The 22,537-nt window shown below is 42.7% G+C and carries 20 protein-coding genes and 2 pseudogenes; all 22 read right to left on the bottom strand.

The features are described 5' to 3' along the window. Positions 1-41: 41 nt before the first annotated feature. A complete protein-coding gene (locus tag ACRWSG_RS13730) occupies positions 42-2,333 on the bottom strand; it encodes a chemotaxis protein CheA (RefSeq protein WP_462166535.1) in 2,292 nt (763 codons plus the stop codon). A gap of 15 nt (positions 2,334-2,348) precedes the next feature. Further along, positions 2,349-3,115 (bottom strand): annotated as a pseudogene (locus ACRWSG_RS13725) (protein phosphatase CheZ). 17 nt (positions 3,116-3,132) lie between these two features. Then, positions 3,133-3,516 carry a chemotaxis response regulator CheY gene (gene cheY / locus ACRWSG_RS13720; protein ID WP_016708035.1) on the bottom strand — a complete coding sequence of 128 codons (384 nt, stop codon included), beginning with the start codon at positions 3,514-3,516 and terminating at the stop codon, positions 3,133-3,135. Between the two features lie 40 nt (positions 3,517-3,556). Next, complete coding sequence (locus ACRWSG_RS13715) at positions 3,557-4,267, bottom strand: RNA polymerase sigma factor FliA (RefSeq protein ID WP_054562345.1); 711 nt, start codon at positions 4,265-4,267, stop codon at positions 3,557-3,559. A gap of 26 nt (positions 4,268-4,293) precedes the next feature. Further along, complete coding sequence (locus ACRWSG_RS13710; protein WP_054553259.1) at positions 4,294-5,154, bottom strand: MinD/ParA family ATP-binding protein; 861 nt, start codon at positions 5,152-5,154, stop codon at positions 4,294-4,296. Continuing rightward, complete coding sequence (gene flhF / locus ACRWSG_RS13705; protein ID WP_462166534.1) at positions 5,147-6,628, bottom strand: flagellar biosynthesis protein FlhF; 1,482 nt, start codon at positions 6,626-6,628, stop codon at positions 5,147-5,149. The genes ACRWSG_RS13710 and flhF overlap by 8 nt, the downstream gene beginning before the upstream one ends. A gap of 20 nt (positions 6,629-6,648) precedes the next feature. Continuing rightward, positions 6,649-8,760, bottom strand: a complete 2,112-nt coding sequence (gene flhA / locus ACRWSG_RS13700; protein ID WP_462166533.1) for a flagellar biosynthesis protein FlhA — start codon at positions 8,758-8,760, stop codon at positions 6,649-6,651. A 71-nt stretch (positions 8,761-8,831) separates the two neighbouring features. After that, positions 8,832-9,962 (bottom strand): flagellar biosynthesis protein FlhB, encoded by a 1,131-nt coding sequence (gene flhB, locus ACRWSG_RS13695; RefSeq protein WP_054553262.1) that lies wholly within the window; start codon positions 9,960-9,962, stop codon positions 8,832-8,834. Between the two features lie 9 nt (positions 9,963-9,971). Beyond that, positions 9,972-10,751: a flagellar biosynthetic protein FliR gene (gene fliR, locus ACRWSG_RS13690; RefSeq protein ID WP_054553263.1), complete on the bottom strand. Its 780-nt coding sequence runs from the start codon at positions 10,749-10,751 to the stop codon at positions 9,972-9,974. Further along, a complete protein-coding gene (fliQ, locus tag ACRWSG_RS13685; RefSeq protein ID WP_054553264.1) occupies positions 10,752-11,021 on the bottom strand; it encodes a flagellar biosynthesis protein FliQ in 270 nt (89 codons plus the stop codon). A gap of 40 nt (positions 11,022-11,061) precedes the next feature. Then, positions 11,062-11,802, bottom strand: a complete 741-nt coding sequence (fliP, locus tag ACRWSG_RS13680; RefSeq protein ID WP_054553265.1) for a flagellar type III secretion system pore protein FliP — start codon at positions 11,800-11,802, stop codon at positions 11,062-11,064. A 4-nt stretch (positions 11,803-11,806) separates the two neighbouring features. Further along, a complete protein-coding gene (gene fliO, locus ACRWSG_RS13675; protein WP_054553266.1) occupies positions 11,807-12,190 on the bottom strand; it encodes a flagellar biosynthetic protein FliO in 384 nt (127 codons plus the stop codon). Beyond that, positions 12,187-12,588 carry a flagellar motor switch protein FliN gene (fliN, locus tag ACRWSG_RS13670; RefSeq protein ID WP_054553267.1) on the bottom strand — a complete coding sequence of 134 codons (402 nt, stop codon included), beginning with the start codon at positions 12,586-12,588 and terminating at the stop codon, positions 12,187-12,189. The genes fliO and fliN overlap by 4 nt, the downstream gene beginning before the upstream one ends. A 22-nt stretch (positions 12,589-12,610) precedes the next feature. After that, the gene (gene fliM / locus ACRWSG_RS13665) at positions 12,611-13,702 is read right to left on the bottom strand and encodes a flagellar motor switch protein FliM (protein WP_054553268.1); all 1,092 of its coding nucleotides are present in this window, start codon (positions 13,700-13,702) and stop codon (positions 12,611-12,613) included. A gap of 9 nt (positions 13,703-13,711) precedes the next feature. After that, entirely contained in the window at positions 13,712-14,233 is a 522-nt protein-coding gene (fliL, locus tag ACRWSG_RS13660) for a flagellar basal body-associated protein FliL (protein WP_462166532.1), read from the bottom strand. 72 nt (positions 14,234-14,305) lie between these two features. Then, the gene (locus ACRWSG_RS13655; RefSeq protein ID WP_462166531.1) at positions 14,306-16,612 is read right to left on the bottom strand and encodes a flagellar hook-length control protein FliK; all 2,307 of its coding nucleotides are present in this window, start codon (positions 16,610-16,612) and stop codon (positions 14,306-14,308) included. A gap of 112 nt (positions 16,613-16,724) precedes the next feature. Then, complete coding sequence (gene fliJ, locus ACRWSG_RS13650) at positions 16,725-17,180, bottom strand: flagellar export protein FliJ (protein WP_054553271.1); 456 nt, start codon at positions 17,178-17,180, stop codon at positions 16,725-16,727. Beyond that, a complete protein-coding gene (fliI, locus tag ACRWSG_RS13645; protein ID WP_462166530.1) occupies positions 17,180-18,517 on the bottom strand; it encodes a flagellar protein export ATPase FliI in 1,338 nt (445 codons plus the stop codon). The genes fliJ and fliI overlap by 1 nt, the downstream gene beginning before the upstream one ends. A gap of 17 nt (positions 18,518-18,534) precedes the next feature. After that, entirely contained in the window at positions 18,535-19,353 is an 819-nt protein-coding gene (fliH, locus tag ACRWSG_RS13640) for a flagellar assembly protein FliH (RefSeq protein ID WP_339980786.1), read from the bottom strand. 3 nt (positions 19,354-19,356) lie between these two features. Continuing rightward, complete coding sequence (gene fliG, locus ACRWSG_RS13635) at positions 19,357-20,397, bottom strand: flagellar motor switch protein FliG (protein ID WP_462166529.1); 1,041 nt, start codon at positions 20,395-20,397, stop codon at positions 19,357-19,359. Then, a pseudogene (gene fliF / locus ACRWSG_RS13630) lies at positions 20,390-22,104 on the bottom strand (flagellar basal-body MS-ring/collar protein FliF). Before fliF ends, fliG begins: the two are co-directional and overlap by 8 nt. Before the next feature lie 20 nt (positions 22,105-22,124). Next, a complete protein-coding gene (gene fliE / locus ACRWSG_RS13625) occupies positions 22,125-22,457 on the bottom strand; it encodes a flagellar hook-basal body complex protein FliE (protein WP_138599040.1) in 333 nt (110 codons plus the stop codon). Positions 22,458-22,537: the final 80 nt, after the last annotated feature.

The raw sequence follows: 22,537 nt of genomic DNA, 5'->3' as shown, positions 1-22,537 counted from the left end.
CACTTAAAGTGCAGTTAAACGCTGCACTTTATTATTTATTATTAGCCAACGTAGTGTTTAAGCATGCTAGGTACGTCGAGGATCAATGCAATCCCACCATCAGAAGTAATTGTCGCACCAGCCATGCCTGGCGTACCTTGCAATAAGGCATCTAAAGGTTTGATAACAACTTCTTCCTGGCCAATTAACGAGTCAACCACAAAGCCCACTTGTTTAGTACCGATTTGCACAATAACTACGTGACCTTCAGCTTTACGCTCTTGGCGGTTGGCACCTTTTACTAACCAATGTTGTAAATAGAAAAGCGGGATTGCTTTTTCACGCACAATTATTGTCAGTTGACCATCAACGACATTAGTTTTAGTTAAATCAAGATGGAAAATTTCACTCACACCAGCAAGTGGTAAAGCAAATGTTTGCTCGCCAACAATAACCATAAGAGTCGGTAAAATAGCCAGTGTTAATGGCACCTTGATTTCTAATACAGTACCTACACCCAGCTCTGACTGAATATTGACAGAGCCATTTAACTGGGTGATTTTTGTTTTTACTACATCCATGCCGACGCCGCGGCCTGAAATATCAGATATCTCTTCTTTGGTTGAGAAACCAGGCGCAAAAATTAAGTTGTAAGCTTCGGTATCCGACAAGCGGCTTGCTTGGTCGTGATCAATCACACCTTTGCTGATAGCAATTTTTTTCAACTTCTCAGCATCCATACCTGCACCATCATCACGAATGGTCAATAAGATATGATCGCCTTCTTGCGAAGCAGAAAGAGTGACTGTACCGGTACGTGGTTTACCCGCGGCTTCACGCACATCTGGCATTTCAATACCATGGTCAACCGAGTTACGAACTAAATGCACGAGCGGATCGGCAAGCGCTTCTACTAAGTTTTTATCTAAATCGGTTTCTTCACCAACCAGCTGCAGGTTAATGTCTTTTTTCAAGCTGCGAGCTAAGTCACGCACAACGCGTGGGAAGCGGCCAAATACTTTCTTAATTGGCTGCATGCGGGTTTTCATCACCGCACCTTGCAGGTCTGCAGTTACCACATCTAAATTAGAGATGGCTTTACCCATTGATTCGCTGTTACTGTTATTTGCAAGGCTAACCAAACGGTTGCGTACTAATACCAGCTCACCCACCATGTTCATGATTTCGTCCAAGCGCTTGGTATCAACACGAACCGTTGTTTCAGCTTGTGGTGGTGGCGCTTTTTTCGGTGCAGCAGAAGCTGCTGGTGCTTTTGCAGGAGCTGGAGCCGGTTTAGGTGCAGCTGCGGCAGGCTTAGGAGTAGGTGCCGGTTTTGATGCTGCTGGCTGTGCCGGTTTTGCAGGTTCAGCTTTAGGTGGTTCAGGCGCTTTTTCTGGCGCAGCCGTTTCTAAAGACTGTGGAGCTGTACCTTTACCATGTAATTCATCAAGCAACGCCTCAAACTCGTCATCGCTAATTTCATCGTCTGAGTCACTGCTTGTAGTATCTACTGCTGGCGCTTGAGGAGTTGGTTGTGCAGATTTTACTGTTTCAGGTTTGGCTATATTTTCTTGTTTTACTTCACCAAAATTACCAACACCATGTAATTCGTCTAATAAACTGTCGAATTCATCATCGGTGATGTCATCACTATCACTGCTAATAGCTTCAGGAGCAGCCGCTGCTGGCCCTTGACCTTTACCATGTAATTCATCGAGGAGGCTTTCAAACTCATCTTCAGTAATTTCATCAATATTCTGTGGTTCTGCCTTACTATCAGCAAGACCGCCGCCATCAAACAACATATCAAACGCAAATGGATCATCTTCATCAATATTGTCTGCTGCCGTGTTAGCTGTTACTTCAGGTGCATCAACAACAGCCTCTTCAACAGCAGGTTCTTCAGGTGCAACTGCTACATCGTCTGCTACTGATACATCTTCACCTGCAAGCTCTTCCGCTGTAGGGGGTTGGCTTAATTTATGAAGAACGTCTAGAAGCGCAGGATTTGCAGGCTCTGGTTGCTCACGATTTTGAATCGTTGCGAACATTTCGTTGATGGTATCCAGAGCTTGTAAAATAACATCCATAAGCTCAGGAGTGACACTGCGAACACCTTGGCGTAATAAATCGAAAACATTCTCTGCACCGTGACACGCATCAACAAGTTCAGTCATGCTTAAAAAGCCTGCACCGCCTTTGACAGTGTGGAAGCCTCTAAAAATGGCGTTTAAGATATTTTTGTCTTCGGGATTGTTCTCAAGCTCAACTAATTGCTCTGACAAAAGCTCTAAGATTTCTCCTGCCTCAACAAGGAAATCCTGTAAAATATCTTCATCGACTTCAAAGCTCATGCAGCTACTCTCCTCTTAGAAGCCCAGACTTGATAATAGATCATCGACTTCATCTTGTCCTGAGACAACATCATCACGAGAGTCTTTATCAATAATGGACCTTCAGGACCTGCTAGTGTATCACTTGTTGCAGGTGCTTTTTCTATGGCCTGTTTTTCTTGTTGTTGATGACCATCTTCTTGACTGCCAAACACAGTTAAGAGATTAATTAAACTGTCTTCTACTTCTCGCACTAACTCAATGACGCGACGGATTACTTGCCCCGTCAAATCTTGATAGTCCTGTGCCATCAGCACATTGGTCATCAAGCCCTGTAGCTCATCGGTTTTAGTATGCGAGTTATTCATAAAATTATCTAAGCTATGACATAGCTTTTTAAACTCACCGAGCTCTATTTCTCGGCTCATTAAACGATCCCACGTTGGTTTAATCGTCGCTATTTCATCTGCAAGTTGTTGCGCTATAGGTAAACTAGCTTCAACTGCATCCATGGTTTTGTTAGCGGCGCTTTCTGTCATTTCCATAACATAATTTAAGCGCTGCTTAGCGTCTGGGATCGCATCGGTAGTTAAATCTGAAAGACGAGTATCTAGATCAAAGTTTTTTAGCGCTTCATGTAATTGTCGCGTCAGTTTACCGATTTCAGCAAACAGCTCTGATTGTTCTTTTGATGCTGTTTCAAGTATCAGCTGATCAGCTTTTTCTTGTTCACCATTTTCAAGAAACTCAACAAGTTGACGAGCTTGCTCTAAACTTATTTGAGGCGCAGCTAGTGCTGACATAAGCCTCTCCCCTTAGATTAACCTAAACGTTCAAACACTTTTTCCAATTTGGTTTTAAGTGTCGCAGCAGTGAATGGTTTAACGATATAGCCATTAACACCCGCTTGAGCAGCAGCAACAATTTGTTCTTTTTTCGCTTCAGCTGTCACCATTAATACAGGAATATGCTTAAGGCTATCATCAGCACGAATTGCTCTTAACAAATCAATGCCTTGCATACCTGGCATGTTCCAATCTGTTACAACAAAATCAAATTCTTGATTTTGTAGCATTGGCAATGCTGTTGACCCATCGTCAGCTTCCTGCACATTGGTAAAACCTAAATCCCTTAATAGATTTTTAATGATACGTCTCATTGTAGAAAAATCATCAACAACAAGAATTTTCATGTTTTTATCCAAAACATCCTCCGGTGAGGTTTGAACCTATATTTACTTACTACTAATTAATCCAGTCATTGATTTTTGCTTTGAGCTTAATCATCGCCTGACCATGTATCTGACTCACACGCGATTCACTAACATCGAGTATGTGTCCTATTTCTTTTAAGTTCATTTCGTCGTTGTAGTACAAAGACAAAACAAGTGCATCTCTTTCTGGTAACGATTGGATAGCCGTTAATAGAGACTGGTTAAACCGCTCATTTTTAACGTTATTAAACGGTTTGTCTAGTCCTAAATCCTGACCTACAGGTGTAATGACGTCTTCATCAACGCCTAAGTCCTCTATACCTAATACTTTACTAGAATTTACATCATGTAGAATATGATGGTACTCATCGAGCGTTATATCAAGTTTTTCAGCGACTTCTGTATCTTTAGGTTCACGATTTAGCGTGCTTTCTAATTCGGAAATGGTTTCAGCCACAAGGCGAGCATTTCGGTGAACTGAGCGTGGTGCCCAGTCACCTCTACGAATTTCGTCTAACATCGCACCACGAATACGAATTCCAGCGAAAGTTTCGAAACTAGCCCCTTTGCTAGCATCAAAGTTTTTTGATGCTTCAATTAGGCCTATCATGCCTGATTGAATTAAATCATCGAGTTGGACACTGGCAGGTAAACGAGCAATTAGATGGCACGCCACTTTTTTAACTAAAGAGGCATGTTTTTCAACAATCGCATTTAAGTTTTGTGCTGATTGATATCCCATCGCTTTATTCACCGATGTTGTCATAGTTAGCCGTTTACTAGTTTTTCAATGAAAAATTCTAAATGGCCAGAAGGTTGATTAGGAATCGGCCACTTAACTGCTTTTGTTGCTAATGTTTTAAACGCCACCGCAGCTGGTGAGTTTGGAAATAATTCAACAATCACCTTTTGACGTCGCGTAGATTTACGCATGTTCTCGTCATAAGGAATGGTAGCTACCAACTCCATTGAAACGTCTAAAAAGCGATCCGTTACTTTTGAAAGTTTAGCAAATAATTCTTGCCCTTCACGCAAACTGCGCACCATATTGGCAACAATTTTAAATTTATATACGCCATGCTCACGGCTAAGCACTTTTATAAGCGCATAAGCATCGGTAATTGAGGTAGGTTCATCGCATACAACCACAACAACATCTTGGGCTGCACGAGAAAAGCTTAATACCATGTCAGAAATACCTGCGGCGGTATCGACAATTAAAATATCAAACTCGGTGTTTAACTCGCTAAAAGCGCGAATAAGACCTGCATGCTCAGATGGTGTTAATTCCACCATGCTTTGCGAACCAGACGTCGCTGGTACAATTTTGATGCCTGCAGGGCCTTCAACGAGAATTTCGTCAAGCTCACACTCGCCTGACAAAACATGAGATAAGTTACGTTCAACACGAAGGCCAAGCATTACGTCACAGTTTGCCAAACCTAAATCGGCATCTAATACTAATACACGATTTCCTTGCTGACCTAATGCGATTGCGGTATTGAGTGAAACGTTGGTTTTACCCACTCCACCTTTACCGCCAGTCACAGCGATAACTTTAACGCCACTATTATTATTTTGATTCATTTTGCGCAGGCCGCTTGCTTGATCTAATACTGTGTTAATCATACATCCCTACTGTGTTCGACGCTACTGCTTGACGTCTTGAATGTTGTGCTTTTGCTCGTTTTAAATACAATTGTTCAGCTTTTTTCACTAGTTTTTCAGCATTCGCTACGCGAATATCCTCAGGAACACGCTGACCGTTAGTAAGATACCCTATTGGCAAGCGATTTTGAATCGCTATGCTAATAATCTCACCTAAACTTAAAGATTCATCCAATTTAGTGAAGATACAGCCACTTAGGTGAACCTTTTTAAAGTGTCTTACGGTTTCTTGCAACACATTTATCTGTGCTGTAGCACTTAATACTAAATAACTACGAATATCAACACGCTGATTACGCATTAGGGTATTTAACTGCTCAGTTAAACGTAAATCACGTTGGCTCATACCCGCTGTGTCTATTAATACTAGACGCTTATTACGTAAATGGTATAACACTTCAGCTAATTCATTCGCATCTTTTACCTGCTTAACACCACAACCAATAATACGACCATAAGTAGCCAATTGTTCGTAGGCACCAATTCTGTAGGTATCAGTGGTGATCAACGCCACTTTATCAGCACCATATTTTTGTGCACCCAGTGCAGCTAATTTTGCAACTGTGGTTGTTTTACCAACGCCTGTTGGACCCACTAACGCAAATACACCGCCTTGACGCAGGATTTCGTTATTCGTTGTATGCATTTGGTTTTCAACCATTTGCAGAAGTGCTTGCCACGCTTGTTGACGTGATACATCATCAGGAATGAAACAGGTCATTTGCTCAGCAACATCACGTTCAATACCCATACCTGCTAAGCGGTCAATCATACATGCGCGAGTCGGATCACGGCGTGCCATATCTTGTTGCATTAAGCCAGATACTTGGTGTTCAAGTAATTGACGAATCGCATTCATTTCTTCGCGCATGGTCGTCATTTCTGATTGATTCGCAGGTTCTGAGTTTTTGTGCTCGGCTGGTGAATCTAAATCATCAAAACCAGAATCTAAGTCGTCATCAAAACCTAAGCTATGTGCTTGAGTTTGTACACGAGGTGCTGCCTGCGGTTGATAACGAGGAGCTTGCTTGTATTGTGGCTGTTGCTGCTCAAAGCTTGGCTCTTTTGCTTGATAGTGTTCACTCGTATCAATACCAGATTGACTAAACATTGACGCAAGCTCTGGCGAACGAGGGCGTGGGGCTTGACGCTCAAGTAACGCTTGTAGGCTATCAGCAACTTTCGCTTGCGGCTCAGGTTTAGCACGCATTGGCTCAGGTTTAACAAAGTTATGCTGTGGAGCAGGTGCTGATTGTGCCACTGCTGGTTTAGCTTCGGCTTTCGGGGCTGCTTTGTCGTAATCAACAGCTGCAACGATTTCAACGCCGTTAGCAAGCTTTTTGTTCGACATAATAACCGCATCAACACCTAACTCATCTTTCACTTCTTTCAGTGCAGTGCGCATATCTTTAGCAAAAAAACGTTTAATTTTCATGGTTCAACCCCTTTACTATCCTATTGTTGGCCTACTGAGCTGACAATCTTAATCTGTCTTTCGTCTGGTACCTCTTGGTAAGACATCACCCTTAAACCTGGGATGGTGTACTTAACGAAACGAGATAGCACAGTCCGTAACATTCCTGACGTTAACAGTATCGAAGGTTCGCCGGCCATTTCTTGGTTTTGGTGCGCTTCATTCAATGATTGTTGAAGTCGCTCTGCAAGGCCTGGCTCTATTCCGGCACCTTCGTCACCTGCATTCTGAAGTGACTGATGCAACATCTGTTCCAACTCAGGCGCCAAGGTTATGACAGGGATCTCAGAAGACATACCAACAGCGTCTTGAACAATCAGTCTGCGTAGTGAAATTCTCACTGCAGCCGTTAGTACATCTGGGTCTTGGCTACGTGGGCCATACTCAACAAGAGTTTGAACAATCGAGCGCATATCGCGAATTGCCACCCCTTCATTGAGTAAGTTTTGTAGCACTTTTACGATAGTAGTGAGTGGTAATACATCAGGAACCAACCCTTCAACAAGACGAGGATGACTCTTCGCTAACATATCTAATAAGTTTTGCACTTCTTCATGACCAAGCAGTAAAGCTGCGCTATTAGTAAGTAACTGACTAATATGAGTTGCAACCACAGTTGCTGAATCAACGACTGTGTAGCCAAGTGACTGCGCTTCATCTTTTTGATTTGGTTTGATCCAAACCGCATCCAACCCAAATGCAGGATCTTTTGTGGCAACCCCTTTGATTGGACCAAATACTTGACCTGGATTAATCGCTAACTCATCACCATGCTTAAGCTCACCCTCACCGCTTGAAACACCCATCATAGTGATTCTGTAAGCGTTAGGGTCCAGTTCTAAGTTATCGCGAATATGCACAGGAGGTACCAAGAAACCAAGCTCCTGAGACAGTTTCTTACGCACACCTTTGATACGATTTAATAGTTCACCACCTTGAGATTGGTCAACAAGTGGAATTAAGCGATAACCCACTTCTAAACCAATAACGTCAACCTGTTGAACATCATCCCAACCCAGTTCTTTTTGCTCTTGTTTATTAGCAACACCTGTTCCTGGTGCACCTCCATTTGCTTCTTGCTCTGCTTTTTCGGCTTCTGCTTTGGCTTTTTGTTGTTGCGTGAAGTAAGCAAGGTAACCCAGTAATCCACCTAAGCTTAAAAATGCAATATGCGGCATACCTGGCACTAGACCCATGATGATCAAAATACCTGATGCGATATACAAAGACTTTTCGTTACCTAGCTGAGTCTTAACTTGGTCGCCCATGTTGTGCGATTCATTTTGACGGGTAACAACGATTGCAGTACCGATTGACAGTAACAATGAAGGCAGTTGTGCAACTAGACCATCACCAATGGTTAGCAAGGTGTACACTTCCATCGCACGGCTGAACGATAAATCATGTTGGATCATACCAACAAATAAACCACCAACGATGTTAATCACTAGAATAACGATACCCGCTATTGCATCGCCTTTTACGAACTTACTCGCACCATCCATTGAACCATAGAAATCGGCTTCGCGGGTAACCTCTTCACGGCGTTCACGGGCTTGCTCTGCACTGATAAAACCAGCGTTTAAATCAGCATCAATCGCCATTTGTTTACCCGGCATTGCATCAAGAGTAAAGCGAGCTGATACTTCAGAAATACGACCTGCACCTTTGGTGATAACCACAAAGTTAATAATGATTAAAATCAGGAAGACCACTAAACCAACGGCATAGTTACCGCCGATAACCACCGAGCCAAAAGCCTCGATAACTTTACCGGCTGCATCACCGCCGTTATGACCTTCGAGTAATACTACACGGGTACTGGCGACATTCAGCGCTAAGCGCATGATGGTTGCAATCAGTAGAACCGCAGGGAACATACCAAATTCAAGGGGTTTCATGGTGTAAACTGTAACCAGTAACACCACCAGTGCTAACGCGATATTAAACGAAAATAGAATATCTAAAAGAAATGGCGGCAGGGGTAAAATCACCATACCCAGCGCAGCAAGTACCATTAACGGCGTGCCGATACCCTTCGCATATTCTTTTTTATCTCTGTTAAGTTGTTGTAATACCGCTTTAAATTCCATAATTCAACAATTTCAAAAAATTGACACTACACGGAATTTGCAATAACTATTCCAAGTTATAAATTTACTGTTTAGTATTTGTAGGCATCGGGTATTGGGAGCTTTTTATTGAGTGGTACAGGACGTTTACCGCGCCCTTTTTGGAAGCGTTTTAACTGGAAGACATAAGCTAGCACTTGTGCAACGGCAGTGAATAGCTGATCAGGTATTTGATGACCAACATCGGTGGTGTGATACAGCGCACGAGTAAGCATGGGTGATTCAACAATTGGCACGTCATTCCCCTTGCCCACTTTACGAATTTGCATAGCAAGCTCGTCCACGCCTTTGGCAAGAACAATAGGCGCACCCGCTTTAGCTGTATCGTATTTTAGTGCTACAGAATAATGGGTCGGGTTAGTTACGATCACATCGGCATCAGGCACGTCTTGCATCATACGCCTTTGCGACATTTCACGCTGAGTACGGCGAATACGCGCTTTTATTTGCGGATCACCCTCAGAGTTTTTAAATTCGTCTTTTACCTCTTGTAAGGTCATTTTTAACTGTTTATGGTGTTTGTGACTTTGATAAGGAGAATCTATTGCAGCAATAATGATTAACGTACAAGTTAACCCCAAGAACATCCAAGATAGTATTTCGAGTGCATGGATAAAATTTCCGGGCGCGCTTTCAATGCTTAGGTGCAGTATTTCATCAAAGAAAGTATTAATTAAGAACACAGCAAAGCCTGCAACCACTACAAATTTTAAAATAGACTTAACTAGCTCTACTCCTGCTTGAGGGCCAAGCATACGCTTAATACCTTTAGCTGGCGACATCTTACTTGCTTTTGGTGCTGCCGCTTGCCAACTAAAGTTATAACCCCCCAGTAAAGTATTCCCAACAAAAGCGGCTATGACGATGATCAACACAAACATTGCCATAGGGAATAACAATGCATCCGCAACAATTCCCCACACTGAAAACATCTTAGTGGTGTCGTAGGTTTCATTACGGTTAAGGCTTAATAAACGTCCCATTATATTATAAAGACCTTTACCAATTTCAGGGCCATACAACAAGAGTGAAACTGCAGAAAAAATAAGCACAAACATGGTACCTAGCTCTTTTGAGCGGGCAACCTGACCTTTCTTCTTGGCATCATCAATTTTTTTCTGCGTGGGTTCTTCGGTTTTTTCTTGACCAGAATCTTCAGCCATGGCGCGCTCCTAAGGTGTACAACCAACAAGGCTGCACATTAACTCAACCATTTTTAACCACTGAAACTCAAATTGGGTCATAAAGTTGCCTAATGTTGCCCAAATAATCACAAGACCAGCTACTAAGGTAAACGGAAAGCCAATTGAGAAAATATTTAACTGCGGTGCCGCTCGGGTCATTACACCAAACGACATGTTAATCACCAGCATGGCTGTCAGTGGAGCTAAAGCAAGCACCAAGGCTGTGGTGAACATCCAACCACCCCAAGTAACGATATCCCAGTAATGATCAACCGCCCACCAATTGCCATCAATTGGTAGCACTTCAAAGCTATGAATGACCATTTGAATCATCATTAAGTGGCCATTGAACACAAAGAAAAGCAAGGTCGCCAAGATTAAATAAAATTGTCCCACAGCGGGTACACTCAGACCATTCGATGGATCAACTACGGACGCAAAACCAAGACCTGTTTGCATCGCGAGTATTTGCCCAGCAAGAACAAAAGTATTTAGCAATAAAACAGATGCAAACCCAATCGCCACACCAATAAGCATTTGCTGAATGACCACAAGAATCATCTCAAACGAAAAAAGATTGTTGAAAGTCGCAGGGGGCAGCATAGGCACAGCAACAAAGGTTACAACTACAGCTAAACCAAGCTTAATTCGGCTTGGTACATTCTTCGCACCAAGGCCTGCCATAATCATTATCATTGAGCTAATACGCACTAATGGCAGCAAAAAGTCGCTGAGCCATTGAATAATGACCGCAAATGGAAATTCCATTTAGCCTGCAATCTCCGGTATAGACATCACTAAACGGGTAAAATAGTCCATAAGCTCTTGCGTGAACCAGTGACCACCTATAATAAGTGCGCTTATGGTAATTAGCAAACGAGGTAAAAAGCTTAAGGTTTGCTCATTGATTGATGTTGCCGCTTGGAAAACTGCTACGACTAGACCGACTAATAAGCCAGGTACTACGATTGCAGACACTAACTTTATAACTAAAAATAGCGCGTCACTGAGTATATCGACAAAAATTTCGGGTTCCATTTTGTCTCTCCTACCTAATTATGTGCCTTGAATTGCATTGTTACACCCCGAGCCCAAAGCTCTTCGCCAGCGTGCCCATCACAAGGCTCCAGCCATCCACCAACACAAACAGCATGATCTTAAACGGCAAAGACACAATCATCGGCGAAAGCATCATCATACCCATGGCCATTAATACGGAGGCCACCACTAAATCAACTATCAAAAATGGGATGAAGAACATAAAACCAATGATAAAGGCCGTTTGCAATTCGCTGGTAACAAACGCTGGGATCAATACAATCAACGGCGTGTCTTCTGGCGAATCTAATTGCTCATAACCAGCTATTTTCGCAAAGGTCTCTAAATCTTTTATACGAACTTGCGAGAGCATAAACGCTTTCATTGGCTCTTTGGCAAGTTCTAATGCTTGCACTGAGGTAACTTGCTCATTCAAGTACGGCTCAATGGCGCGCTCATTCACCTGCTGATAAATTGGCGCCATAATAAAAATACTTAAAAATAGCGACATGCCTAACAAAATTTGATTCGAAGGCGTTTGTTGTAAGCCTATTGCTTGGCGTAGTATCGCCAGAACTACAATAATCCGTGTAAATGAGGTCATCATAATGACCGCCGCTGGAATAAAGCTCAGCGCCGTCATGATCGCTAATACTTGTAGCGTCACTGAGTAATCTTGAGAGCCATCAGGGTTGGTGGTAATGGTCAGTGCTTCTATGCCTTCAGCGTTAACCGACGGCAAAAACAACACACTTGCTAAAATAAGTATCCACTTGATCATAGCGTTAATTCTTTTTATTTGAAGGTGATTGTGGGTTCAGTAACTTACCAAATTTTTTGGCAAGTTCTGGCAGTTCTTTTTCTTGTAATGGTGTTTCTAGTTTATGCAGGTAGTTAATACTGTGCGGGGTCACACCAATTAAGTGCTGAGCGTTATCGATTTCAATGACCATCAAGCGCTCACGAGAGCCCAAAGGCAAACTGCGCACTACTTTAAATTCATCACTATTAGCAAGATTTGGATTTAGTTTTTTAACCAAAAAAGCCAAAGCAATAATAACCACCAGCACTAAAAGCAAAGACATCACCATAGACAGTAAATCTGCCGTCGGTGATGCCGTAGGAAATGCAGTGCTCGACGCACTTGTTAAAGCAACTAAAGCATTCATCGTAACTTTTTAATACGTTCAACTTGGCTAATGACATCAGTTAAACGAATACCGAACTTATCGTTTACAACGACCACCTCACCATGGGCAATCAGCGTGCCGTTAACCAATACATCAAGCGGCTCACCAGCGACTCGGTCTAGTTCTACCACCGAACCTTGGTTAAGCTGTAATAAGTTACGAATGTTGATTTTTGAACGGCCCACTTCCATAGAAATAGTAACCGGAATGTCCAAGATGGTATCAAGTTTTCGCTTTTCGTCGCCCGATAGCTCATGTCTTTCATCTTTTAATTCATCAAGCTCTGCCACAGCAGCATCGCCTGAGCCACCCTCAGCTTCTTCAGCTTCGGCTAGTGCCGCGGCCCATTCGTCCATTGTATCTTGATCATCACTCATTATGTTTAACCTTATAAATCGACTACCAGTCTAAATCTACACCTTCAGATAGATGTAGATCTTCTTCTAGTTCTGCTAATTCTGCATCTGAATCCAGTTTTTTGCCACCTTTAGTGAACACATGTAGTTCTGACTTAACTGATTCAGGGCGTTTAATTTTTTCGCTAATTTGTAGCGCCACATTGTCACGTGAGCGGCCCATTTTCGCTCTGAAGGTCGGCAATTCTTCTACAAATACGGTGATATGCTCTGGCATTTCAACTGGGATAATATCGCCAGCTTTAAGCTCCATGATCTGTTGTAGCGTTAAATCAACCTCAAGCAATTGAGTCGATAGGTCGACTTCTACATCCATGATCTCATCACGTAATGCTTTACTCCAACGTAAGTCGGTGTCTTCGGTGTCTGATTGCACACCGGCATCGAGCAATTCGCGAATAGGCTCAAGCATTGAATACGGTAATGCGATATGGAAATCACCACCACCACCATCTAGCTCAATATGGAAGGAGCTAATAACAACCACTTCAGTTGGACTTACGATGTTCGCCATTGCTGGGTTAACTTCTGAGTCAAGGTACTCAAAAGATACATCCATTACCGGCGCCCATGCTTCTTTATAATCTTCGAAGATAATTTTAAGGAGCATTTGAACAATACGCCGTTCTGTTGGCGTAAACTCACGGCCTTCAATTTTTGCATGATAGCGGCCATCACCACCAAAAAAGTTATCCACTAAAATGAATACTAATCGGGCTTCCATGGTAATTAAGCCAGTGCCCTTCAACGGACGAAAACGTACCATGTTCAAACTGGTTGGCACGAATAAGGTATGAATATATTCGCCAAATTTAATCATTTGCACGCCGTTGATTGACACCTCAGCGGTGCGGCGCATCATGTTAAATAGGCTAATTCGCATATGACGGGCAAAACGTTCATTCACGATCTCCAAGGTCGGCATACGACCACGGACAATACGATCTTGTGATGAGAAGTCATACTGTAAGGTATTACTGTCTAAGTCATCACCTTCGTGAATATCTTCCTCTTCGACTTCATCAACGCCGTGTAAAAGCGCATCAATTTCGTCTTGAGATAATAAATCGCTCACGCTGACCCCTTATTGCATCACAAAGCCGGTGAATAATACCCGCTCTATCACTTTGCTACCTTCAACATCACTTAATGCTGATTGTACTTTTTCAAGTGCAGCAACACGCACTGACTCTTTACCTTCACTGGTACCTAATTCATCTGCGGTCGTTGTTGAAAGAACGCCAAGTAAGGTACTTTCGATAAGTGGAATATGCTTTTTGGCAGTTTCTTCGTTCACTTCACCGCGAACAAGTAGCTGAACTTTTATTTGTACAATACGGTCGCGACTCGCACCGGGTACATTAAATACAAATGGGCGTGGCATTGCGACATAGAGAGCCGAACCAATCTGTGCGGAGCTCGATGGTGCAGCAGCCTCAGTCACTGTGGTTTCATCTGCTAGGCTCTCTTCAGGGGCATCATCACCCATAAATAAAAAGTAACCTGCGGCGGCGCCAACAATCAACACTACAGCTGCAATAATGATAATCAGCTTCTTTTTGCCTTTACCCGTATCTTCTATTTCTAAATTTGCTTCTTCAATCATTGTCACTTCCCTCAAAGTTACAGCAAGTTGTTTATCACACTGTAACTATTTTATTTCTTATAATAGCAGGACTTATGCATAGTAATCTATTGATGATGAAGATTGTTGTCGAGAAGTTTCTGCGCTTTGCGCTGTTACTTCTGGTTGTTGCTCCTCAGCTTGTTGATTTCCTGCAAGCTGCCCTTGCCCAGACTGCTCTTGTTGTTGCTCAGGGTTACCTTGCTGAATACTACTTTCACCCAATTCAATACCTTGCTGCGCAAGCATTTCGCGCAAACGTGGCATTGATTGCTCTAAAGCTTCTTTAGCCTGCTGATTTTGAACAACAAAATTAATTTGCGCTTGTTCAGCATCGCTACGTATACGAATTTGCATACTGCCCATTTCTGGTGGGTCTAAGCGAATTTCCGCTTCTTTATTATTAATATTTAGTAACGCACTAACTCGCTCTTGGAGCATCTTTGCGGCGTCACTCTTTATAATATTGATCGCTTGCATTACACCAGGGTCAATGCTCACCGATTTAGAGTGAGCCTGAGTTTGTGTGGTTGCTTGAGTCTGCATTGTTTGTGCATCAATTGCTTGCTCATATTGCTGATGAGCCACCTCATAGGCACCCGGTTGTGTTGCTGCATTGGCTTGAGTCGTTAACTGAGTAAATAACTGAGCTACACGCGAAGGCACAGCTTCTTGTGTACGTTCGGTATTAATTTTTGTATCAAGCTCTAAAGTTACTTCTTCACTAGTTGCAGCCTTTGTAACATCGGCTGTAACCTGCGCAGTATTGTTTTGTTTTGTATTATTATTTTCAGCATTGACTGTGGCGGCGGTTATCGGCATCGCTGTGTTGACTATTGCAGGAGCATTAATAGCCTCTTTGAGCACAGTTTGTGCCGCAGAAAGTTTTTCGTACTGAGCAGTACCCGGCGTTAACGTTTGCAGTTGAGTATTCACTTTATTTAACAGTGCTTGCTGCTCATCTTTCGTCAGTGCAGTGATTTGCTTTTCGATGCTAGTCGGCAGTTTAGTATCAAGCGCTTTATTATCAGCTAATTTAGCATCTTGTTTTGTCAGACTTTCATCAGCAATGCCTTGCTCTACAGCAAATTGTGATACAGGGCTCTGTGCAGGCTTACTACTCATCACATCAGTCAATAGCGACTTGATTGTTGCCAGCTCATCAGCGCCAAGCTTATTGTCAACTTTTAGTTGATTGATTTGTTGCTCAAGTTGCTTTTGTTGATCAGTGCTGAGCGACAAACCTTTAGCGAACTCACTTACAGCCTGACCGTCGCCACTTTGTAGTTTGGCAAGCAGGTTAACGATTGACTTATCAGTTACTGGTTTATCTGATGCTTTTGCCGCGCTTGCTTCAACGCTCTTAGGAGCTAACTGCTCAGTAGCTAGATTTACCGCTGGCTTATCAACGTTGCCATGCGCTTGCTTTGTCGTCACTTCAGCCGCTTTTGCATCAGTTTGAACGCTATTATTTGCATCGCTGAGCATCTTGTTTAAAACAGCTTTGCTTTTATCATTTGCGCCGAGTTCATTTCCATCAGCTGTTTTTACAGCGTCTAAATCAACAGTGGTTTCTTTACTGTCCGTTGCTTGTATTGCACTGGCAAAGTTAGCTACCTGAGATTTTGTATCCGGTGTATTAACAGCTGAAACACCTTGCTTTTCTTTGTCTGTTAATGGGTCATCAACAATAGGGGTCACGCTATCTTTTGGCGGTAAATCACCAATCGCTTTTAGTTGACTATCTACTGCTGTCGCAACTTTAGACTTATGTAATAAACTTGCGATTGAGTTGTCACCTTCTGCTGCGACTTTTGAATCATCGGTTTGCGCAACGTCTGTCATAGGTGAAGGTATTACAGGTGTAATGGTATCGATTGGGGTTGGTTTTTTATCAACAACTACAGGGCTAAAGTCATTATTTTCAATCAATTTATTAACACGTGTACTCATAGCTTGAGCCGCATTAATTTGCGAAAGCAGTGAGTTATCTTCACCTTCTACAAGTGCAAGTTCATCGCTTTGCTCTTTAGTTACAGCTTCATTACGAACATCTGGATTTATTTTAGGCTGCTGATCTGTAGATGTGGGAGCAGTTGCAGCTTTAGCATCAGTCGCTGTATTCTCATCACCTGGTTTTGCATCTGATTTAGGTTCTTCAGATGTACTGATAGCTTTAGGTTCATCAACTGAGTCAGCATCTGCATCACTTTTTGCTTGCGCGTTTGCCGCTTCACTTGCTTCTGTCAGTGAAGTTAAAAAACTTAAGCCCGATGCTTTGTTGTTAGACTCTGAGTCTTTGCCTGAAAAACCAGTACCTTGCTCAGTTTTAACCTGCAAATTGATATCACTGATCGCCATAATTCACCTAAACCTAGTCATCTAAAGTAATGAGGCAATTTGCCGCCGCAAGTGCCAAAATTAATGCTACTGGTTAGGTAAATGCAATTAACATGCCTAAAAAGGAAGTATTTTAAAGAAGTGCGTTTTTAAGTTGACGCTGATAAAACTGATTTGCAGCAAATTCATCCAGCATTTTTTGTTCTGCTTTTGCCACTTGCATCGCTTGTTTTTCAGCTTGCTTTTCGATTAACTTCGCTACTGCTTTTGCTTTCACTTGTTGCTTTAACCACAGTGCTTTTCGCTGTGTCACAACTTGTTTTGCGGTATTCACTGTACTTGCTTGCTGGCGTATCGCTTCTTCAATTTTTGCAATAAAAGCATGATATTGGCTGAAGCCAGCACTAGACAAACCAGAGCGACCTTTCAAATGTAACTGCTGAGAATACTCTAAACGAAAGTTATTAAGCCCTTGCAGTTTTTGTTGATTGCTTTGTAAGTGCTGCTGTGCTTTTAAATAATCCATGCGTAAAGACTCTTCTTTATCGCTCTCAAGCTTTAACAATAAATCAAGTTTACTTTTAGCCATTAACCTTGCCCTAATAACTGCGCTAGACCTTGCAGACCTTCATCATAACTGATCACATCTTTCATACCTTGTTGAAGGAATTGATTGACTCGCGGCATCATATTAATTGCTTGGTCGAGCATAGGATCGGTGCCTTTTTGGTACGCCCCTAAGGTGATCATATCTTTGTTTTGTTGATACATTGAATACACTTGCTTGAGCACACGCGCTTGTTGCATATGCGCTTCAGATACAACCTGCGGCATTACACGAGAAATCGACTTTTCAATATCAATAGCCGGATAGTGACCACTGTCGGCTAAATCTCGAGATAAAACAATGTGGCCATCTAAAATAGCGCGGGCAGAGTCAGCAATTGGATCTTGCATATCATCGCCCTCACTAAGTACAGTAAAAAACGCGGTGATCGCTCCTTGCCCTTCACCACCATTACCGGCACGCTCCACCAGCGCAGGTAATTTAGCAAATACTGAAGGCGGATAACCTTTCGTAGCCGGAGGCTCACCAACCGCTAAGGCAATTTCACGTTGTGCCATGGCATAACGGGTAACAGAGTCAAGTAATAACAACACGTTAAGTCCTTGATCGCGAAAGTATTCCGCAATGGTCACTGCACTTTCACAGCCTTTTAAACGCATTAATGGTGACGCATCCGCAGGGGCTGCAACTACCACTGAGCGCTTACGCCCTTCGACTCCTAAAATTTCTTCAATGAATTCTTTTACCTCACGACCACGTTCACCCACAAGGCCGCCAACCACGATTACATCTGCTTCAGAACCACGAGTCATCATACCTAGTAGCACTGATTTACCAACACCAGAGCCTGCAAACAGACCCATACGCTGGCCTTGACCCACGGTAATAACGGAGTTGATGGCTCGTACACCTACATCCATAGGTTGACTGATTGGTCGTCTTGCCAGCGGGTTAATTGCGTTTTGCGCAAACTTTAAGTGATGCTCAGCATTAATTGCACCTAAGCCATCAAGTGGCCGACCAAGGCCATCCACTACGCGGCCAAGTAAACTCATGCCTACAGGCAATCCTGTTTCGTTTACTTTTGGGATAACTCGCGCACCTGGTAGTACGCCAGAGATGTGATCATTTGGCATTAAGTACAGTGTTTGGTCATTAAAGCCAACAACTTCAGCATCAACAAAGCCGTTAATGGTTTCAATTTTACATTGACTACCAACAGGTGCTCTAAGCCCTTTTGCTTCTAGCGTTAAACCAACAACACGCGTCAGAATACCGGCAACAGCCGGTTTTGGAGCCTTGATATGTTTTTCATAGCGCTGTAAGCGTTCGCTAAGAGTCATTGATTGAGCACTCATAATGAACCTAAAAAGTGTTAGATACCACTGCTATGCAAAAAGTTTTCCAACGTTTCTTTGACGCGAGTTTTTATCGTCATATCGAGGGATGATTGCGGGGTTTTAATTTCGCAGCCACCGCGCTCTAAAGTCGGCTCTGCCACTAACTGCCAATGGTTATCTGCAACAGTTTGTTCGCCATAACTTTCGGTAATTAAAGCAATATCATCAGGATGTAAGTGAATACGTACTTTCACTTGCTCTTCACCTAACGCATCAATGGCTTGCTTCAAAGCATGTAAAATGACTTCTGGTGAGGTTTTGATTTCTTGGTAAACTAAGACTTCAGTTAACATAACAGCTAATTGCACTAACTGCTTTTCGGCACTTTCATCGACTTTAGATAATGGTTGAGAAAGGCTATCAAGTAAGCTTCTTAAGTTAGTGAGCTGCTCTTCTAAAATAGGCTTAATTTCTTCTTGGCCTTGCTCCTTACCAAGCTCAACACCTTCTTTAAAACCCGCTTCTTTCCCCTCATGCGCGCCTTTTTCAAAACCATCTATATAGCCTTGTTCATGACCTTGCTTTAGCCCTTCTTCATAGGCATCTTGACGGATTTTTTCAAGTTCAGCCATGGTCAATGACGGAATTTCAGGCTCTTCTGGCTGCTCTTCGGCCTGCTGCTTTTGCTGCTCTTTACGATATAAGTCAGCTAAAGGCGTGCCATACGCCGTTGAGCGTCCAGCGAGTTTTGTTGTATCTTGCGTCACTTCAGGAATTGGCCAGTTTTCCAATAGTTCATCGGCTGCTTCACTGGCATGTACTGGGCGTCCTGTATGAAATGAAGACTTACTCATGGCTTACAGGAACTCCTCACCACCACCGCCACCAAGCATAATTTCGCCTGAGTCAGCTAAACGTCGTGCCGTAGAAAGAATTTCTTTCTGTGCCGCTTCTACTTCGCTAATACGAACAGGGCCCATTGCCTCAAGATCATCAGCGAGTAATTCAGCGGCACGTTTTGACATATTGCCCAAAATCTTCTCTTTTAATGCTTCGTCAGTACCTTTAATTGCTTTCATTAATACATCTTGCTGTACTTCACGAAGAATTGCTTGAATACCACGGTCTTCAACATCCATTAAGTTCTCAAAGACAAACATAAGGTCTTGGATTTGCTGTGACATCTCTTCATCGTGTTCACGGATTGAATCCATTAACTGACCTTCAACATTGGTATCTAGGTAGTTCATGATATCAGCGATCGCTTTCAAGCCACCCATTTTCGCAGCTTGCGCACCAGCTTGACCTGCGAACTGTTTCTCCATGATTTCATTCAACTCTTGCAATGCTGCTGGTTGAACTTCTTCAAGGTTTGCAATACGCATGGTTAAATCTAGACGCACTTTTTCTGGGAATTGCGACAAGATTTCCGCTGATTGCTCTGGCTCTAAATAAGATAAAACAATGGTTTGAATTTGCGGGTGCTCGTTGCGAATGATATTCGCCACTTGCTTTGAGTCCATCCACTTCAATGAATCAAGACCTTTCGCCCCTGAGCCCATAACAATTTGGTCAATAAGGCTGGCAGCCTTGTCTTCACCAAGCGCTGCTGTAAGGGCTTTTTTAATAAAGTCTTCAGACTGAAAGCCAATGGTACTGAAGCTTTGAATTTGCTCAATAAACAAATTATGGACTGCGCTAATTTTCGCTTGCGATAAATCATCTAGTGCGGCCATTGCCATACCCACTTTTTGCACTTGCTTTGGCTCTAAGTGCTTAAGGATTTGCGCAGCATCTTCTTCTGATAAGCTCAGCAATAAGATTGCCGCCTTATCAACACCGTCTAATTTATCAACATCAAACGCCGGTGGTAATTGTTTTTGTTCTTGATCAGTCATCTTCTGTTAACCACGCTTTCACTACTTGAGAAGACAGTTCTGGTTCATTTGCAACCAATGCACGAACTGCTTTGAGTAAATCTTCATCGCCATGTAAGTCTGGCAGCTGTAGTGTACCATCACTTGAGAATCCTACAGCAGCAGAGTCAAAGTCTTTATTTAGCATATCTAGCGTGCTATCACCAATATCTACACCTGCACTTAATGCATCTTCATCATATTCTTCTAGTGTATCGTCTGGGTAAATTAGACGTTTCAGCATAGGTCTTACAACAAAGACAATAAGTACGATGATAACCAGTGCACCTAATGCTAAGCGTAGCATCTTCATGAACCAATCTTGCTCCCAAAGTGGAACTTCAATCGCTTCACCTGTATCTTGTCTTACAAATGGCACTGTAACGACTTCAAGTGCATCACCGCGTTGCATATCAAACCCAACACCACCTTGTAGTAAGCGACGAATATTTGACAATGCTTCGACAGAGCGAGGAACCATAGTTGTTTCACCGTTTTCACCTACTTGTGGTACATAATCAACGGCAACTGACACACTGATGCGGCGGATAACACCGGTTTGCTGGCGCTTATGCGAAATTGTGGTATCAAGTTCGTAGTTACGTGTTGCTTCTTTATGCGAACGACTTGGGTTCGTTGCTGAACCTGCACTACCTTGGCCAGCGACCTCAGGAATATTAGAGTTAACTGGCGGCTGATTCGTTAGCGCACCAGGAATGCCCACAGCAAGACCACCAATGTTGTTTTCTTCGAACGTGGTTTCACTGCGCACAGCGGGTAAGTCTGGGTTATAACGTTTTTGTGTTTCTTCGACTGCACTAAAATCCATATTTAAGTCGACTTGCGCTGTGTAGTTACCTAAACCTACAACTGGAATAAGGATGCTATCGATTTTATTTAAGTATTCTTCTTCACGCTTACGCTCAATTTCATACTCTTTTCGAGAGCGAGCAGCAAGTGAGTTTTGTGAGCCTGAATTCAGTAAACGACCATTTTGATCGGTAACAGTAACACGCTCTGGCGATAAACCTTGGACTGCTGAGGCAACAATATCAACTACTGAGTCAACTTCTTCACCATCAAGCGTACGGCCGCGTTTTAAGGTTAGTACTACCGTCGCTGAAGGTTGTTTTTCACGACGAGCAAATACGTTTTCTTTTGGAATAGCTAAAAGTACTTTGGCGCGAGTAACATTTTTTAGCTCTTCGATGGTACGTGCAAGCTGTTGCTCACGACCATGCTTTAAGCGTTCACGTTCAAGGCGTTGGCTTACACCAAACCCCATGTCTTGCATGATGATGTCAGTACCTGAGCTTGGCGCTTGATCTAGCCTTCACGAGCCATCAATAATTTGATGTTTTGGTATTCACCTTCTTCAACAGAAATGACGTTACCATCAAGTTCGTAATCAATCTTTTGAGCGTCTAAGAAGTCCAGCGTTTGAATAAGCTCTTCCGTTGGCATTTTGCCAAGCGGACGCATATCTGGCTGACGAGCCCAAATAATAATAAAAATTGCGATAGCCAAACAGATTGCTAAAGCAATCACTAAAGTAGCCTGGCGTAAAACGTCTACACCATTTAAGGCACTTAGGTAGCCTGACTTTTGCTCTTGTTGATCGTCAGTATCGGTTGCATCGATACCGCCGCCTGCTAAGGCTAGATCAGTTGATTGATTAGATTGCGCCACAATAATTCTCCACTACCTAGTTACACAGGCATGTTCATGATTTCTTTATAAGCTTCAACAAGTTTATTGCGAACCTGTACCGTCGCTTCAAAGGCAACTGATGACTTTTGCGAAGCAATCATTACGTCCGCAAGTGAAACACTGCGATCGCCCATTTCAAGCGCGGTTACTTTTTGTTTTGCTTCTTGTTGTAAGCCATTCACTGTATCAAGTGCATTGGTAAGTAAATCACCAAACTGTGCCGATGAAGTTGGCTGAGTTTGTGTTGGTAAATTATTAATTGAGTTACCACGACCAACTTCTGAAGCCATAGATTGCATTTCTTGAAATAATGCGCTGTTTTGAACTTTCATAATACTCTCTGACAATGCAGTTTACTTATGCACTGATAAAGCACAAACCGTGCCACAAAATAAAACAAGTATTTTCAATA

This window comes from Pseudoalteromonas sp. GB43 (assembly GCF_054923805.1).
The sequence above is the reverse complement of the archived record's forward strand: the minus strand, read 5'-3'. Positions and strand labels throughout refer to the sequence as shown.